This window comes from Stenotrophomonas sp. YJH_SMC_138 (assembly GCF_059369855.1).
The window spans coordinates 173,020-190,367 of sequence record NZ_JCAFTB010000003.1 but is presented as its reverse complement, the minus strand read 5'-3'; the positions used below and the strand labels follow the sequence as shown (position 1 = coordinate 190,367).

Here is a 17,348-nt window from a genome sequence, read left to right as displayed (position 1 = left end):
CGCCTCCATGCTCAGGGCCTGGCCGCCTGTTCGATGCGCTGCTCGATCGCACCGAAGATGCTGTTACCGGCGGCATCGAGCATCTCGATGCGGACCACGTCGCCGAACGACATGAACGGCGTGCTCGGCTTGCCGTCCCGCAGGGTTTCGACCACGCGCTGCTCGGCGAAGCACGACGCACCCTTGCTGGTGTCTTCATTGGCGATGGTGCCCGAGCCGACGATGGTGCCGGCGACCAGCGGACGGGTCTTGGCCGCATGCGAAACCAGCTGGGCGAAATTGAACTGCATGTCCACGCCCGCTTCCGGCGCACCGAACCACTGGCCGTTGATGTGGGTCAGCAGCGGCAGGTGCACCTTGCTGTCCTGCCACGCGGCACCCAGCTCGTCAGGGGTGACGAACACCGGCGACAGCGCCGAGCGCGGCTTGGACTGCAGGAAGCCGAAACCCTTGGCCAGCTCGCCCGGGATCAGGTTGCGCAGCGAGACATCGTTGACCAGGCCGACCAACTGGATATGACCGGCTGCCTGTTCCGGGGTCGCCGCCATCGGCACGTCGTCGGTGATCACCACGATCTCCGCTTCCAGGTCGATGCCGTAGTCCTCGCTGACCACCTTGACCGCATCGCGCGGGCCGTAGAAGCCGGCGCTGGTGGCTTGGTACATCAGTGGATCGGTGTAGAAGCTCTCCGGCACCTCGGCGCCACGGGCACGGCGCACGCGTTCGACGTGCGGCAGGTAGGCGCTGCCATCGACGAACTCATAGGCGCGCGGCATCGGTGCGGCCAGTGCCTGCGGGTCGAGGTCGAACACGCCATCGGCATCGCCAGCGTTGAGCGATTCGTACAGGGCGTTCAGGCGCGGGGCGATGTGGCTCCAGTCCTCCAGGGCCTGCTGCAGGGTGGCGGCAATGCCGGTGGCGCGCACGCCGTGGCGCAGGTCACGCGAAACGACGATCAGGGTGCCGTCGCGGCCGCCTTCCTTCAAAGAACCAAGCTTCATGGGTGGGTGTCCGGAGTCGTGGGCAAACAAGTTTCAAGTGTAATCAAATCTGCGGCGACGCCAAGCTGCAGCGCGGCATCGGCCCACCCTACCGTAGTGGGGGGTTCGGCAGGGCTTGCTGCCCTGCACCTGCTCAATGCAACAGCAACGGCAACGTCAAAAGCGGCTCTGGCTTTCTACTGGTTGGGCGGGGCGGTGTGGGTGGGCAGGACACGCCGTAAACCCGTCCATGGGGGCTCGATGGCGCCATCCATGGCGCCAACGGTCCTGCCCACCCACACCGCCCTACCCCCGACAGTTTCCCGATGACGGATCGAACATCCCCATCATTCATCGTCGAAATCCGTCAGATATCGAAATAAATCGAATGAGATTCGACAGATCGCGAAAAACTGTCGAAGGCGGGGTGGGGCCGGTTGAGGGGGTGTGAGCGGCATGGATGCCGCGACCAAGCCCCCATGGATGGGTTTACGGCGCCCCCCTCAACCGGACCCACCCCGCCAACCCTCAGGAAGCCAGCTTTTGACGTTGACGTGGCTCTGGCCTCCGCGGGTGCAGGGCTGCAAGCCCTGCAGACACCCCCTACCTGAACAGGCCTTTTTGCGCGAAGTCTCGAACATCGTTTAGACTTGCAGAGTCTGCAGCGGCCGTCCGTTTCCCTCCGGGATCGCCGGCGACCAGGGTCCGCCCTCTTCGCCCGCCCCCACTCCGACGCCGTTCGTCACGCATTCCAGCCTGCGCTTCGTGCCGGCTGCACCCAATTCTCGCAGCGCGGTTCACGGGAACGCTCCGAGTCAGCCGATCAGTTTGATCTGCCCCCGTCTGTCCGCTCGGACAGGCGTTTCTTGTACTTGGAGCAAACTCAATGTCTTTTGAATCGCTGGGCCTGGCGCCCTTCCTGCTGCGCGCGCTCGCCGAGCAGGGCTACGAAAACCCGACCCCGATCCAGCAGCAGGCGATCCCGCTGGCGCTGGCCGGTCGCGACCTGCTGGCCGGCGCACAGACCGGCACCGGCAAGACCGCCGCGTTCGGCCTGCCGCTGCTGCAGCACCTGGGCACCGCCTCGCAGGAGGTACGTGCCGGCCCGCGCAAGCCACGCGCGCTGATCCTGGCCCCGACCCGCGAGCTGGCCACCCAGGTGCATGACAGCCTGCGTGGCTACAGCAAGTACCTGCGCATCCCCAGCGCCTGCATCTACGGCGGCGTCGGCATGGGCAACCAGCTGGACATCCTGCGCCGTGGCGTGGACCTGCTGGTGGCCTGCCCGGGCCGCCTGATCGACCACCTTGAGCGTCGCAGCGTCGACCTGTCCGGCATTGAAGTGCTGATCCTGGACGAAGCCGACCGCATGCTCGACATGGGCTTCCTGCCGTCGATCAAGCGCATCCTGGCCAAGCTGCCGAAGCAGAACCGCCAGACCCTGCTGTTCTCGGCCACCTTCGAGGACAACATCCGCCAGTTGGCGCTGGAGTTCATGCGCAACCCGGAACAGATCCAGGTGACGCCGAAGAACACCGTGGCCGAAACCATCACCCACCGCGTGCATCCGGTCGACGCCGGCCGCAAGCGCGACCTGCTGCTGCACCTGCTGGCGCAGGACAGCCGCGAGCAGACCCTGGTGTTCGCCCGCACCAAGCATGGCAGCGACAAGCTGGCCACGTTCCTGGAAAAGTCGGGCATCAAGACCGCGGCGATCCACGGCAACAAGAGCCAGGGCCAGCGCCTGCGTGCGCTGGGTGACTTCAAGGCCGGCCGCGTGACCGTGCTGGTGGCCACCGACATCGCCGCGCGCGGCATCGACATCAACGAGCTGCCGAAGGTGATCAACTTCGACCTGCCGATGGTGGCCGAGGACTACGTGCACCGCATCGGCCGCACCGGCCGCAACGGCGCGACCGGCCAGGCGATTTCGCTGGTGGCGCAGGATGAAGTGAAGCTGCTGCGCGCGATCGTGCGCCTGCTGGGCCGCGACATGGACATCCGCGATGTGCCGGGCTTCGAGCTGCAGACGCCGATCCGCTGGGGCAACAGTGCGCCGGGCAAGGCCGAGCACGATACCGGTGAGCGCGCGCCGCGCAAGAGCCACGCACGCCGTCCGCACGGCGATGCGCCGCGCCATGCGCATGCCGGCCCGAAGAAGGCCGGTGGTGGCCGTCGCGAGGGCGGCGGCAACGGCCAGCAGCGTGCGGGCGCGGGTCAGGGCCAGCGCCGTGGCGGTGGCGGCAATGGTGGCGGCCGTGGTCGCGGCCAGGGTGGCAACGGCGGCGGTCGCGCCGGCTGATCCCAGCTGACATGGATGGCGCTTCCCGCTGCGCGGGGGGCTATCGAGGGACGGCGCTGACGCGCCGTCCTTTTTTTGTTGCTGGCTACCGGGTGATAAAGCACGCGGTGGCAGTACCGAGGGCGGATGGACATGGGGGCAGCGCAGAACACGCTGTAAATACGTCCATGTAAGCTCGATGGCGCCATCCATGGCGCCAACGGTTCTGCGCTGCCCCCATGCCCATCCGCTTCAAGCATTGCCTGCGCCTTCTTCTCCCGCCGGGTAGCCGGGAGAAGAAAGATCAAATTCAAGTTCAAATTCAAATTCAAAGGCAAAAGCCGAAGTCGCAATTCCTGGCTTTGCTTTTGCTTTTGCTTTTGTATTTGCCCTTGCTCCCGCCTTGGGGTCTGATGCGTCCGCGCCCGCAGGAAACTGTCATGGGAGGCAGGGGGCCTCAGCCAGGACCGTTGGCGCCAAGGATGGCGCCATCGAGCCCCCATGGATGGGTTTACGGCGTGTCCTGGCTGAGGCCCCCTGCCTCCCAAGCACAACAGAAACTCGGCGCCAAACACCTCAACCCCGCGCTTTCGCCGGATTTACCAGATTCCCGAAGAAGATCGCGTTGATCAGCAGCCGGTCCGTGCCATGCCAGTACTTGCGATGCGCCGGATCATCGGCGAACAGCACCACGTTACCCTGCCCCTGCGCCGACACCAGCAGCCACGCGCTGCCCGCCACCCGCGTGCGGTTGCGCTCGGACAAGTAACCGTTCACCCGCGGCGGCGCGTCGATGCGTACCACCGTCGAGAACGGGTTCGCACTCGGCTGCAGCGTCACCGTGTTTTCCTTGTTGATCGCCAGTTGCCGGCGCGGCACGCCGAACGCCAACGGATGGCTGGTATCCACGTCGGCACTGAGGATGTTGCCGCTGACCCGCTCGATCGCGGCGATGTCGCGCTGGTCGCCGAACGCACGGCGGCTCTCGTCGGCAGTCTCTTCTTCCTTTCCGAGCTTCTCGCCGTCGGCCAGCTTCTGTTCGATCGCCCACTTCGAGGCGCTGCCGTAGGTCACCAGTGAACCTCCGGCCTGCACCCAGCGCTTCAGTGCGGCCACCGCCGTGGCATCGATGCCGCTGTAGGTGCCGCCGGACAGCACGATCGTGGTGTAGCGGTCCAGCGGCACCTTGCCCAGCTGCTGCGGGTCCAGCTTGCTGGCAGGCAGGTGCAGCTGCTGGTCGAGCAGGAACCACGCCGAACCGATCTCGGTGGCGGCCACGCCCTCGCCCATCACCAGCGCGACCGTGGGCTTGCGCAGCGCCTTGACGCCGTCACTGCCGAGGTCGATGCCTTCGCGGCTGCGGCCGCTGGGCAATGCGTGCACCTGCACACCCGCCTCGCGCGCGGCCGACGTCACTGCCTCAAGCAGCGCTGCGCCCTGCAGCGATTGCCCGGCCACCGGAATCACCAGGCTGCCGGCGGCGAAGCTGACCTCGCCCTGCGCGGTCGCGGTGGTGAACGGCTGGAATGCCGCACGTGCGCTCACGCCCTTGCCCTGCAGTGCGGCCAGCGCGCGCCCGGCGTTGTAGTCGCGCCAGTCGATCGCGTAGGCGAATCCGGCCTGGCTGCCCAGCACCGCGCCCTGCGCCGCCGGCAGCGCGGTCACGCGTGCACCGCCTTCGATACGGCTGCGGCTACCGGCGAAGGCCACGCCGTAGGCCGGTGCGATTGCATAGCTGGTGCTGCCGTAGAACACATCACCCTTGATCGGCGGCGTCTCGGCAAAGATCGAATGCACCAGGCGGAACTGCGCCTGTTGGACCGGCACAACGTAGGCGCTGCCGGCATCGAAGCGCTGGCCATCGACAGTGACGGCACGATCCAGCGCGCGCACCTCGACGCGATGCAGCAGCAACAGTTCCAGCAGGCGACGGGTCAGGGCCGGGTCATGCGCATCACCGAACACGAAGCTCTTCACCGGCTGCTGTGCGGCCTGCTTCAGCGCGCTCTGGAAGAACTGCTTCTGCAGGTCGAACAGGCCGCTGCGCTCGGTCACTGCGCCACGCACCGTGCCCAGCCCGGTGGCGACCTGGTTGCGGATGGTGAACGGGAACGTCAGCAGGCCATTCACCGATTCCTGCACGCGGCCGCGCGAGCTGGCCTGTTCGACGGTCACGCCGACGGCACCATGGAAGTCCGGGTAGGTCGAGCCGTATACCGGCGAGAAGTTGTCGAAGTTCTCGCCGGTGTAGTACAGCGAGCCCAGCGCATTTAGCGCCTGCGCGTGGTACCTGGCCAGGGTCTTGTTGAATTCGTACGACGCCGCGGGAATCAGCGGACTGTGCATGCTCTTCGGCGAGGGCTCGAAGTAGTAGGTGCTGTCCTTGCCCATTTCGTGGAAGTCGATCTGCACGTTCGGGTACCACTGGTGGAACACCTCCACCTTCGGCCGCGAGTCCTGCTGGGTCAGGGCCAGCCAGTCGCGGTTGAGATCGGTGAAGTAGTGGTTGGTGCGCCCTTGCGGGAACGGTTCGACGTGCTCCTTGTCGGCCGGGTCGGCCGAGGCCGGATCGGAGGCCCACGCGTTGTGCCAGTTGGCGGCACGATCGCGACCGTCCGGATTCTGCGCCGGGTCGAACAGCACCACCGCCTGCTGCAGCCACTGCTGGGTTTCGGCGCTGCGGTTGGCCACCAGGTAGTAAGCCGTCAGCATCGCCGCCTCGGCACTGGAGGTCTCGTTGCCATGCACGCTGTATCCCAGCCACACCACCACCGGGCTGTCGCCCGCCGCACTGCGCGGCTGCGCCGGATCGGCCAGGGTCGCGTGCTGCTGGCGGATCTGTTCCAACCGCGCGTGGTTGCCTGCGGCAGTGACAGTGGCGATCAACAGCGGGCGGCCCTCATAGCTGCGGCCGATCTCGCGCACGCTGATCCTGTCCGAGCGCCGGGCCAGTTCCTGGAAGTACGCCACCAGCTGGTCGTGCCGGGTGTAACGGCTGCCGATCGGATAGCCGAGGAACTGCTCCGGCGTGGGCACGGCGGTATCGAACGCCGCTGCATCGGCAGCCTGCGGAAAGAAGTAGGTGCTCTGTGCCTGTACCGGCTGCGGCTGGAACAGTGCGGTGGCGGCGGCAAGCAGCAACGGAAGAACGGCACGACGATGCAAGGACACAGTGACTCCCCTGGAACACAACGGCAGGCGGTCGCGCGACCGGTCCCTTGGGGAGACCGGTCGCAGCGGGTGGATCAGAAGCGGTAGTCGAAGCCCAGCGTGAAGTAGCGGCCGCGCAGGTCGTACTGGCTGAAGTCGTACGGCGCGCGGATGCCCGGGAACGAGGCATCGTACGGCGGCGTCTTGTCGGCCAGGTTCTGCACCTTGGCGTACACCGTCAGCTTGTCGATGCCGGTGTAGGCCAGGTACAGGTCGTACTGGCTGTAGCTGCCGACGCGCTGCTGCACGGCCTTGGCGGCGGTGCTGGCCTCCTGGCGGTAGCTGCTGGTGTAGTACCAGGTCACCGCGGCGTTGAAGTCGCCGTATTTCCAGTCCAGGGTGGTGGTGGCCTTGTCCTTGGGCAGGGTCGCGCCGAGGTTGCTGCCGGCGTAGTCGACCAGCGGGCCGCCGACCACGGTCGGGCGACGGTAGTCGCGCACGTGGGTGTAGGCGGAGGACACGGTGAAGTCGCCGAGCGCAGCGGTCGGGATGCGCTGGCGCAGCTCGACGTCGATGCCCGATGTCTTCAGCTCGCTCAGGTTCTGGTAGCGGTTGTAGACGGCCTGCAGCTTGCCGCGCTCGTCGCGCTGCACGGCGCCGGCCACGTTGTCGTTGACCAGGGTCTGGGTGTTGTTGGTGCCTACCAGGTTGTCCAGCTGGATGCGGTAGTAGTCCACGCTCAGGTTGGTGTTGGCCCATGGCGACAGCACCACGCCGAAGTTCACGCTCTTGGTGCGCTCGGGCTTCAGTGCGTTGTTGCCAACGGTGAAGAAGGTCGGGTTCTGGCGCGAGCCCGGCACGTCCGGATCACGCGGGTCGGCCACGCTGCCGTAGGCGATGCTGGTGCTGTTGGAGTTCTCCGACAGCGACGGTGCACGGAAGCCCTTCGACGCCGAGGCACGCACCAGCAGGAAATCGAGCGGCTGCCAGCGCAGGCCGATCTTCGGCGAGAACGCATCGCCGAAATCATCGTAGTGATCGGCACGCGCGGCGGCGGACAGTTCCAGGGTCGAGGCCAGCGGCACGTTCACTTCGGCGTAGGCGGCACTGACCTGGCGCTGGCCATGTACTTCGGCGATGGCCGGGCGCACCTGCAGGCCGGCATCGATCTGCCACGGGTTGTTGGAATCGAGCTTCTCGCGGCGCCACTCGGCACCGGCGGCGAAGCCGATCTCGCCGGCCCAGGTGTGGCCCAGGCTGCCGGAAATCTTCGCGTCGACGCCCTGCAGCTTGGACTCGGCCGGGCGCAGCGTGGCGATGTTGATCGAATCACGTACCGACTGCGGCGTGGCCGCCGGATTCAGCAGGTTGTAGCTGCCGGTGGCCAGCGCATCGGCCAGCGCCCAGCGATTGGCGAAGCCGCCGGACACGCTCTCACGCTCGCTGCTGCGTGCGCCGAATGCAGCCACTTCCCAGTCCCAGTTCGCAGTGGTGCCACGCAGGCCGAACACGCCGCGATAGGCGGTGGAACGGTTGGTCTTGATCGTGCCGCCGAGGTCGAAGAAGGTGTATTCGATCGGGATCGCACGGCCGTACGGGTTGTACGGATTGTTGGCCGGCAGCAGCGACGACACCGGTTCGGCCAGGCCACTGTTGGCGTTCAATGCGAAGCGGCCGCTCTCCAGGGTGAAGAACGGGCTGCTGCCGAACCACGCGGCACTCTTGATCTGGCTGTACAGCACTTCGCCGAAGGCTTCGACGTTGTCGTTCAGGCGGAAGGTACCGTTGGCATAGGCCTGGTAGCGCTTGGTCGAGGGGATCAGCGTGGTGAACGGGGCCTGGTTGAAGCCGCAGGTGTCGCCGGCCAGGCCGTCGATCGGCGCGCTGGCGACGCGGGTGGTACCGACCGGGCAGTTGCCGTTGGCGTCGAGCATCGGCACCGACACGCCGTTGACCAGGTAGCGCGCGCCCTTGGCCGACCAGCCGTTCCAGCGGCCACCGGGCTTGTCGGTGTAGATGCCGCTCTTGGTCAGGTTGCGTTCGTCCTGGTCCAGACGTTCGCGGTTGTAACCCTGCAGGCTGAAGAGGATGTTGTAGCCATCGGTGTCGAGATCACCAAGGCCGCCGACGAACTTCAGGTTCTGCTCGTGCAGGCCGCCCTGGTCGGCACCGCCGAAGCTGCCGCCGATCTCGGCGCCTTCGAAGTTCTGCCGGGTGATGATGTTGACCACGCCGGCCACGGCGTCGGAGCCGTACACCGCCGAGGCGCCGTCCTTGAGCACTTCGATGCGCTCGACCGCGACCAGCGGCAGCGCGTTGAGATCAACGAACGTATCGGACAGGCCACCGGCCGGGAAGCCGTAGTTGGCCAGGCGGCGGCCGTTGAGCAGCACCAGCGTGTTCTTCTGCGACAGGCCGCGCAGGCCGATGCCGGCCGAGCCGGAGGCCCAGCCGTTGTTGGTGGTTTCGTTGCTGGCGTTGCCGGTGTTGGCCGAGATCGAACGCAGCACATCTGCCACGGTGGCCTTGCCGGTCTGTTCCAGCTGCTGGCGGCCGATCACCTGCACCGGGTTGGAGGCCTCGGTATCGGTGCGCTTGATGTTGGAACCGGTGACACGCACGGCGGCCAGGGTGCTGGCTTCGCCACTGGCGTCGGCGGAGGTTTCGGCGGCGGCAGACAAAGGCGCGGCCAGAGCGACGGCCAGGGCCGCCACGAGCAGGGTGTGCTTGGGCATGACGATGTGGGGGAGGTGGTAAGGGCGATGAAGTTCCGCAGTAGTCCATGCCTGGCCCGGGTCCGGCCAATAACATCTCTTCATACGGATATAAGAGAAACTATCATCTCTTCATCCGGATGGAAAGAGTTACTTCACGAAAGCCCGGCATCCGCTCAGGATGGCCGGCCACCTGCGGCGTACAATTGCGCCATGGAAATCTTCAAAGTCTTCATGCTCGAGGCGGCGCACCGCCTCCCCAACGTACCGCCGGGGCACAAGTGCGCGCGCCTGCACGGCCACTCGTTCCGGGTGGAACTGAAGGTCGAGGGCGAGCCGGGGGCGCAGACCGGCTGGATCATGGATTTCGGTGACGTGAAGGCGGCCTTCCAGCCGATCTACGATCGCCTGGACCATCACTACCTCAACGACATCCCCGGCCTGGAGAACCCGACCAGCGAGAACCTGGCGGTGTGGATCTGGAACGAGCTCAAGCCCGGCCTGCCGGCGCTGAGCGAGATCACCGTGCACGAAACCTGCACGTCGGGGTGTCGCTACCGCGGGCCGAACCCCTGATCAACTCATTGATCTGAAAGGTGTTTCAAAGGCGCCCTTGGCGCCTTTGTTATTTTTGTTGCATTGCCGCATCAAGGGCGTATGCTGCAATGCATCAAGCCACTCCCTGACGCCCCCATGGCCGCCGCCTTCAGCGATCGCTTCAGTGATGCCACCCGCCAGCTCGCCGCCGCGGCAACGCGCGCGAACCGGTTGGCGTTGGAGAACGCGGAAAGCATGTTCGGCGTGCAGCTGAAGGTGATGGAGCGCAACCTGACTGCGACCGGCGGCTGGCTGGGTGAACTGGCCCGCGGCGAGGATGCGGCCGGGACGCTCTCCAAGGGCGCGCAGCTGTGGCAGGACAACCTGCAGCGGCTGGGCCAGGCCCAGCAGGACGTGGTCGGTCTCGGCCTGCAGGCCAGCAAGGCTTGGTCCGAGCTGGTGCAGGGCTACAACGAATCAACGGCGGACGCGAACAACCACTGACGCGACGCAACGCTCATTGCGTGGGTCCCTCCCCCCACGCAATCCGGACCCGGCAGATCCCTCCCTCTGCCGGGTCTTTTTTTGCTTGTCGTTTGGATACCGAAGCGCGTCTTCGTGCGACGTCTCTGCAGGCTGAAGGGCCCCGCCGGGGCGGGCAGGGGTCTGGGCAAATGTCCCCCGGCGCCGGCCGTTGGCCGTCACCTCCTCCTTTACTTTGCCCAGACCCCTGCCCGCCCCGACGAGGCTCGGCTTACGGCAGGTAAAGCGCAGCGCTCGTGGCAGCCTTTCAATGAGGCGCCGACGAACTCCCAACGCAGGGCGGACGCCCTTGCGTACGAAGTAAAGGGGGAGGTGACGGCCAACGGCCGGCGCCGGAGGACATTCGTACGCAAGGGCCTCCGTCCTGCGCCGCGCAGAATGCATCCGCCACACGCGTGTCTTCGTCCTGATCCGCCGCGAACCGATGGGCCCTGCCCGCCCCGACGAGGCTCGGCTTCCGGCGAGGAGATCACAGCGCTCGCGGCCGCCTTTCAAGGAGGCGCCGGCGAACTCCGAACGTCGGGCGGAGGCCCTTGCGTACGAAGTAAAGGGGGAGGTGACGGCCAACGGCCGGCGCCGGAGGACATTCGTACGCAAGGGCATCCGCCCTGCGCCGCGCAGATTGAACCCGCCGCACGCGATGCAGGAACGGCTCAGCGCCCGCGACCACCGTGCCAGTGCTGGTGCCACGCCTGGAACATCAACACGTTCCACAGGTGTGTGTGCCACTTGCGCTCGCCCCGCAGGAACGCCTCCCAGACACCACGCACGCGCGCCACATCGAAGCAGCCCTGATTGCGCAGCAGCTGCGGATCCAGCAGCGCCTCCGCCCAGTCGCGCAGCGGGCCCGCCAACCAGCGCGCCATCGGCGGTCCGAAGCCGCGCTTGGGGCGATACACCAGCGGTTCCGGCAGGTAGCGCGCCAGCAGGTGCTTGAGGATCCGCTTGTGCTCGCCATCGTGGTACTTCAGGTGCTGCGGCAGCCGCCAGGCCAGGCGCACCACCTCCATGTCCAGCAGCGGCGCACGGGTTTCAACGCCCGCCGCCATGCCCGCACGATCAACCTTGGCCAGGATGCCCTCGGCCAGGTCCATGCGGAAATCCAGCAGCTGGATGCGCGCCTCGGCCGGCAGCGCCGTGTCCTGCTGCTGGAAGATCGTCACCGGCTCACGCGCACCCAGCACCACCTGCGCCGGCTGCCGCCAGCGGGTCACGCGCTGCAGGTAGTGACCTTCCACCTCATTGGCAGCCACCTCGGCCACCAGGGCGCGCCAGCCACCGAGGCGGCCGCGCTCGACGTTCATGCGGTTGCCGCTGCGCCGCGCCAGGTCGCGTACCCAGTCCGGCAGGCCACCACACAGGCGCGCATTGCGCAGCGCGCGGCCATAGCTGGGATGCCCGAAGAACAGTTCATCGCCACCGTCACCGGTCAGTGCCACCGGCTTGCGCGCCCCCAGCAGTTCACTGGCCAGCAGCGTCGGCAGCTGCGAGGCGTCGGCGAAGGGCTCGCACCAGACCTGCGGCAGGCGCTGCAGCAGGTCCAGGCCCTGGCGCGCGTCCATGCGATGCAGGTGGTGCTGCACGCCCAGATGGCGCGCGACCTGTGACGCCCAGTTGCTTTCGTCATGCCCCGGATCGTCGAAGCCGACCGTCCACGCTTCGATCGGCAGGGTCGATTGTGCCTGCATCATCGCCGTCACCAGCGAGGAGTCGGTACCGCCGGACAGGAACGCGCCGCACGCCAGGGGCGAGTGCATGCGTGAAGCGATGGCCTTCTGCAGTACCGCTTCAAGCTGGTCGGTGGCCTGTTCCAGGCTCGGCGCCGGCTGCAGCGGCTCCTGCAGTGCACTCTGCATCGCGTCGCGTGCGCACCAGTAACGCGCGCCGCCCTGCGCGGCCTGGCTGGAGCAACCCGCGGCATGGTCGCTGAGATCGATACGCAGCATCGCGCCCGCCACCAGTTTGTGGATGCCACGGTAGATGGTGTGCGGCGCCGGCACATAGTCGTGGCGCAGCAGCAGGCTCAGGGCATCCTGGTCGATGCTCGGCGCGAAGCCGGCGAAGGCCTGCAGCGCCTTCAACTCCGAGGCGAACAGGAACTGGCCCTGGTACCAGCCGTAATACAGCGGCCGCTCGCCCACCGGATCACGGGCCAGCCACAGCACGCGCGACTCCCGGTCCCAGACGCTGAAACCGAAGGCGCCTTCGATGCGCGACAGCGCCCGCTGCACGCCCCATTCGACGATCGCCTGCAGCAGCAGCCGCGCATCGCTGCAACTGCGGGGCAGATCGCGCAGCTGCGCCTGCAGGTCGCCGCGGTTGTACAGGCGGCCGTCCAGGCACAGCACGTAGCGACCGCAGTCCGAGCTCAGCGGCTGCAACGGCGTATCGGTCGGCGCCCGGCAATGGCCCAGCGCGAGGCCGGCCTCGGCGTCGGTCCAGTAGCCGATGCGGCCACGCCCACGCTGCTGCAGCGCGCGCAGCATCGGGGCCAGCTGCTGCAGCAGCTGCTCATCCTCGGCGGGCGGCAGCCAGGCCCCGACCACGCCGCTCATCGGAAGCCTCCGCACTGGCAGCGGCGGGACGGGTTCGGCAGGCAGGGGGCGGCGGGCGACATGGGGACGGCACGCGGAGCGGAGGAGACTCCATGCTCGGCGCGGGGGCGCGCGGCGTCAGTCGCTTTGCTGTCAGCGATCGTCACCAGCCGTATCACGAAGGTAACGTTTTGTAACAGCAACAGGCTATGCTGGCCGCCAAGTTGTTGCCGGGACTGAGACCCGGCCCGCGCGCCAGCAACCCCGGCTGAATGGCGCCCGCCCCCGGGACCCGGGCGGCCCGAAGGCTGGGATAGCATCGCCGCGCTCGTGCCGTGGCGGTACGTTTGCGCCCACGGAGGCCTTGGAAATGCTGGATATCGTACTGGTCGAAGACGATGCCCGCCTGGGAACGATGGTCAGCGACTACCTGCAACGGCATGGCTACCAGGTGGCCCACGAGCGCAGCGGCGAGCGCGCCGTGGCCCGGATCCTGGCGGAGAAGCCGGCCCTGGTGCTGCTCGATGTGGGCCTGCCCGACCAGGATGGTTTCGAAGTGTGTCGGCAGATCCGGCCCCACTATGACGGCATCATCTGCGTGCTGACCGCCCGTACCGACAACATCGACCAGGTGCTGGGCCTGGAACTGGGGGCCGACGATTACATCGGCAAACCCATCGAACCGCGGGTGCTGCTGGCCCGCCTGCGCGCCCACCTGCGCCGCCACCGCCGGGTCGAACCGCGTGACGGCAGCCTGCGCTTCGGCGAGCTGAGCATCGACCCGTCCACCCGCAACGTGCACCTGCAGGGCAGCCTGCTGGAGCTGACCACCGCCGAGTTCGACCTGCTGTTCCTGCTGGCCAGCAATGCCGGCCAGATCCTGGACCGCGACGCGCTGCTGCGCGGCCTGCGTGGCATCGCCTTCGATGGCCTGGACCGCTCAATCGATGCCCGCATCTCGCGCCTGCGCCGCAAGCTGGGCGACAACCCGGAGCAGCCGGAACGGATCAAGACCGTCCGTGGCCGCGGCTACCTGTTCAGCCGCTCGGCATGGGGATGAAACGCACACCCTCGGCGATGCGCGGCCACGCCTTCCACTTCCTGCGCTACGGCATCGGTTTCCTGGTCGCCCACCTGTTGTTGATCGTGCTGGGCCTGTGGGCCTGGGACGCCCTGCTGGAAGACCGCACCGAAGCCGGCCTGCAGGCCGAGATGCGCGGCACGCACGCGCTGCTGCAGCATCGCTTCGCCGAAACCCCGCGCGAGCAGTGGCCGGCACTGGCGCGCGAACTCGACGCCGATTTCGCCTACGCGCTGCGCATGGTGCCGCTGGCCGAGGCGGTGAAGGCCCTGCCGGCCAGCCAGCGCCCGCCGTTCAACAACGGCCGCGTACAGATCGACCTGGAGCACATGCGCAGCCTGCAGCGGATCGGCGACAGCGACTACGCCGTGATGCTGGGCCCGTTGGACGAGGCGCTGCCGGACGAAGGCTGGCAGGACAGCGAAGTATCCGGTGTGGCGATCCTGCTGCTGATCCTGATGGTGGCGGTGGCACTGCCGATGTACGTGATGGTGTACCGGCTGTGGCGCGACGTCTCGCAGTTGGCCCAGGCGGCCCGCCGCATGCGCGACGGCCAGCTGGACACGCGTGCGCCGCGCGCCGGCACCGCGCTGGTGCGGCCGTTGGCCAACGCCTTCAACCACATGGCCGAGCAGCTGCAGCAGCTGCTGGAAAGCCAGCGCGTGCTGGCCCAGGCGGTCGCGCACGAGGTGCGCACGCCGTTGGCACGGATGCGTTTCGGCCTGGCCGACCTGGAAGACACCGCGCTCGACGATGTGCAGCGCGATGCGCTGGGCGGGCTGCGCACCGACGTCGATCGACTGCAGCACCTCACCGATGCCGGCGTCGAATACGCCGCACTGGGCCGCTGCCATCAGCTGACCCGCCAGCGCCTGCAGCTGGCGGCGCTGGTGCGCGGCGTGGTGGCCCAGTTCGCACCGTTGCCGATGCCGGTGCAGCAGGCGTTGTCGCCGGTGGGCCTGGTCAACGTCAACCGGCACATGCTGGAACTGGCGCTGCGCAACCTGCTCGGCAATGCGCTGCGTTACGCGCGTCGGCAGATCCGCATCGCCAGCACAGTCAATGACGGCTGGCTGTGCCTGCAGGTGGAGGACGACGGCCCCGGCATCGCACCGGAACTGCGCGGCCAGGTGCTGCAACCCTATGTGCGGCTGGACCCGGGCAGCCCCGGCTTCGGCCTCGGGCTGGCGCTGGTGCAGGTGGTGGCCGACAAGCATGGCGGCCAGGTCGAGGTGACCGATTCGGCGCTGGGCGGCGCCTGCATCCGCCTGCACCTGCCGCTGGAAAACGGCGGTGTCGTGGAGGCCGAGGCAGCCTGCTAGACCGCCGTTTCCGCGCGCGGCAAGGCAAACACGAACAGCGCGCCCCGTTCGCTGTCGCGCAGTTCGATGCGGCGGCCATGCAACTGCACGATGCGCTGCACGATCAACAGGCCCAATCCGCCGTTGTCGCCACGCCGCGCGCCGAGCGCGGCCGGTGCCTGGAACAGCTGGGTACGCAGCGCCGGGGCTACCCCGGGGCCATCATCGGCGACGCAGACCTCCACGCTGTCGGCGGTCGCGCGCAGGCGCACCTCGATCTGGCCACCCTCGGGTGCATGGCGCAGCGCGTTGTCGAGCAGGTTGGTCAGCACCCGCTCGACCAGGCCCAGGTCCGCACGGACCAGCGGCAGGCCGGGCGGAAACGCCGCGTGCAGCTGCTGGCCACGCGCCTGTGCCGCCAGTTCGAACTTCTGCAGCACGTCCTGCAGCAGCTCCGGCAGCGCGAACACTTCCCACTCCAGCCGCACTTCGCCGTGCTCCAGCCGCGCCAGTTCGAACAGCGCGCGCGCCAGCCGGCCGACCTTGGCGCTCTGTGCCAGCGCAATGCCGAGATAGCGGCGGCGCTCGTTCGGTGACAGCGTGGCGTCCTTCAACGCCATCGTTTCCAGGTAGCCGTGCAGCGACGACAACGGCGTGCGCAGGTCGTGCGAGATGTTGGCGACCAGTTCACGGCGCTGCAGATCCTGCTGGCGCAGCTGCTGCCACTGCTCGCCCAGCCGCTGCGCCATCTGCGCGTGCGCATGTTCCAGGATCACCAGTTCGTCGCGCTCACCAGCGCGCAGCGGCTCCGGCGGCGGCAGCGGCGTCGGCGCATCGATGTCAAAGGCCTGGATCCGCCGGGTCAGCCGCCGCAACGGACGCGTCACCCAGTAGAACGCGACCAGCCCGGCCAACAGGCCGAGGCTGCCGACCAGCACCACCGACCACAGCGTGGTGTTCCACTGGCTGCCGGCGGCAAGATCGTCGGCGAGCATCTGCCGGTGCTCGCCGACCAGCACCACGTACACATAGCCGGCCGGCCGGCCCTGCACGATCAATGGTGCAGCGCTGAACACCTTGCGGCCATCGGCGCTGCGCGGGTCATCGCCGAGGATCGGCAACGGTGCACCGGCCAGCAGGCGACGCAACGGCGCCACATCCACCCGGTTGCGCACCAGATGTCCACTGGGTGCATCGTGACCGAGGATGCGGCCCTGGTCGTCAAGCAGGTAGACCTCGACACTGGGGTTGACCGCCATCAGCTGGCCGAACAGCGCGCGCACCGCCGCATCGCGCATGCCGCTGGTGTCCATCAGCTCGCTGCGCTGGGCGATGTGTTCGGCCAGGCCCAGCGACAGCCGCTGCACGACTTCCTGCTCGTGGCGGGTGTTGGCACGCATCTGCAGTGCCAGCAGCGCCATGCAGCACATCAGCATCAGCGCGGCGGTCACCACCGCCAGCTTCTGCCACAGGTTCGGCTTGATCATGCCGCCGCCCCGGCCGGGTCGACCAGCTTGTAGCCGCGGCCCCACACCGTCAGCAACCGCCGTGGGTTGGCCGGGTCGGGTTCGATCTTGCTGCGCAGGCGGTTGATGTGGGTGTTGACCGTGTGCTCATAGCCATCGTGCTGGTAGCCCCAGACCTGGTTGAGCAGTTCCATGCGTGCGAACACCTGGTCCGGATGACGGGCGAAGAACAGCAGCAGGTCGAACTCGCGCGGGGTCAGTTCCAGCGTGTTGCCATCCACCGAAGCGGTGCGCGCGACCGGATCGAGCTGCAGCCCACCCAGCTCGATCGCGCCGGCATCGATGCGCGCGCTCTGCGCCATCGCCTCGGCGCGGCGCAGCAGCGCACGTACCCGTGCCACCAGTTCCGGCATCGAAAAGGGTTTTGCCAGGTAATCGTCCGCGCCCAGTTCCAGGCCGACGATGCGCTGCGTTTCACTGCCGCGCGCGCTGATGATGATGATCGGGACATACCGCGCCATCGCGCGCGCGCGCTGGCACACCTGCAGCCCGTCCACGCCGGGCAGCATCACGTCCAGCACCAGCGCATCCCACGGGCCGTCCTGCTCGAGCAGGCGCAGGCCGGCATCGCCGCTGGCGGCATGGGCGACGTTGTAGCCCTCATCACCCAGGTGCATGCGCAGCAGGTCGGCGATGTGGGCATCGTCTTCAACGATCAGCACGCGTTTGGTCGACATCGGCAGCTCGGGGCCAGTGGGGAG

11 protein-coding genes are annotated in these 17,348 nt (G+C 67.7%); 5 read left to right on the top strand and 6 right to left on the bottom strand.

All coding sequences use genetic code 11. The features are described 5' to 3' along the window. Nucleotides 1–11: 11 nt before the first annotated feature. Entirely contained in the window at nucleotides 12–1,001 is a 990-nt protein-coding gene (locus tag AC5P7I_RS09035; protein ID WP_014645836.1) for a fumarylacetoacetate hydrolase family protein, read from the bottom strand. 865 nt (nucleotides 1,002–1,866) lie between these two features. On the opposite strand from AC5P7I_RS09035, the gene AC5P7I_RS09030 reads away from it, so the two are divergent. Then, nucleotides 1,867–3,282: a DEAD/DEAH box helicase gene (locus AC5P7I_RS09030; protein WP_046428694.1), complete on the top strand. Its 1,416-nt coding sequence runs from the start codon at nucleotides 1,867–1,869 to the stop codon at nucleotides 3,280–3,282. A gap of 555 nt (nucleotides 3,283–3,837) precedes the next feature. On the opposite strand, the gene AC5P7I_RS09025 is transcribed toward AC5P7I_RS09030, so the two are convergent. Next, nucleotides 3,838–6,432, bottom strand: coding sequence for a M14 family zinc carboxypeptidase (locus AC5P7I_RS09025; protein ID WP_262088257.1), 2,595 nt, complete (start codon nucleotides 6,430–6,432; stop codon nucleotides 3,838–3,840). A gap of 74 nt (nucleotides 6,433–6,506) precedes the next feature. Then, on the bottom strand, nucleotides 6,507–9,146 hold the full coding sequence (locus AC5P7I_RS09020) for a TonB-dependent receptor (RefSeq protein ID WP_053496325.1): 2,640 nt from the start codon (nucleotides 9,144–9,146) through the stop codon (nucleotides 6,507–6,509). Nucleotides 9,147–9,338: 192 nt separating this feature from the next. Here AC5P7I_RS09020 and queD point away from each other — a divergent pair, with 192 nt between their 5' ends. Further along, the gene (queD, locus tag AC5P7I_RS09015; RefSeq protein WP_134966091.1) at nucleotides 9,339–9,701 is read left to right on the top strand and encodes a 6-carboxytetrahydropterin synthase QueD; all 363 of its coding nucleotides are present in this window, start codon (nucleotides 9,339–9,341) and stop codon (nucleotides 9,699–9,701) included. Between the two features lie 117 nt (nucleotides 9,702–9,818). Then, nucleotides 9,819–10,166: a phasin family protein gene (locus tag AC5P7I_RS09010; protein WP_014035870.1), complete on the top strand. Its 348-nt coding sequence runs from the start codon at nucleotides 9,819–9,821 to the stop codon at nucleotides 10,164–10,166. A gap of 692 nt (nucleotides 10,167–10,858) precedes the next feature. Here the strand turns inward: AC5P7I_RS09010 and asnB are convergent. Continuing rightward, on the bottom strand, nucleotides 10,859–12,760 hold the full coding sequence (gene asnB / locus AC5P7I_RS09005; RefSeq protein ID WP_262088258.1) for an asparagine synthase (glutamine-hydrolyzing): 1,902 nt from the start codon (nucleotides 12,758–12,760) through the stop codon (nucleotides 10,859–10,861). A gap of 349 nt (nucleotides 12,761–13,109) precedes the next feature. Between asnB and AC5P7I_RS09000 the strand changes: the two genes are divergently transcribed. Together AC5P7I_RS09000 and AC5P7I_RS08995 are read left to right on the top strand one after the other, a co-directional pair. Continuing rightward, nucleotides 13,110–13,799, top strand: coding sequence for a winged helix-turn-helix domain-containing protein (locus tag AC5P7I_RS09000; protein WP_014645829.1), 690 nt, complete (start codon nucleotides 13,110–13,112; stop codon nucleotides 13,797–13,799). Further along, nucleotides 13,796–15,142, top strand: coding sequence for an ATP-binding protein (locus AC5P7I_RS08995; RefSeq protein WP_069118028.1), 1,347 nt, complete (start codon nucleotides 13,796–13,798; stop codon nucleotides 15,140–15,142). The genes AC5P7I_RS09000 and AC5P7I_RS08995 overlap by 4 nt, the downstream gene beginning before the upstream one ends. On the opposite strand, the gene AC5P7I_RS08990 is transcribed toward AC5P7I_RS08995, so the two are convergent. Further along, nucleotides 15,139–16,608, bottom strand: coding sequence for a sensor histidine kinase (locus AC5P7I_RS08990; protein ID WP_262088259.1), 1,470 nt, complete (start codon nucleotides 16,606–16,608; stop codon nucleotides 15,139–15,141). The genes AC5P7I_RS08995 and AC5P7I_RS08990 overlap by 4 nt on opposite strands. Then, nucleotides 16,605–17,324 (bottom strand): response regulator transcription factor, encoded by a 720-nt coding sequence (locus AC5P7I_RS08985; RefSeq protein ID WP_262088260.1) that lies wholly within the window; start codon nucleotides 17,322–17,324, stop codon nucleotides 16,605–16,607. The genes AC5P7I_RS08990 and AC5P7I_RS08985 overlap by 4 nt, the downstream gene beginning before the upstream one ends. Nucleotides 17,325–17,348: the final 24 nt, after the last annotated feature.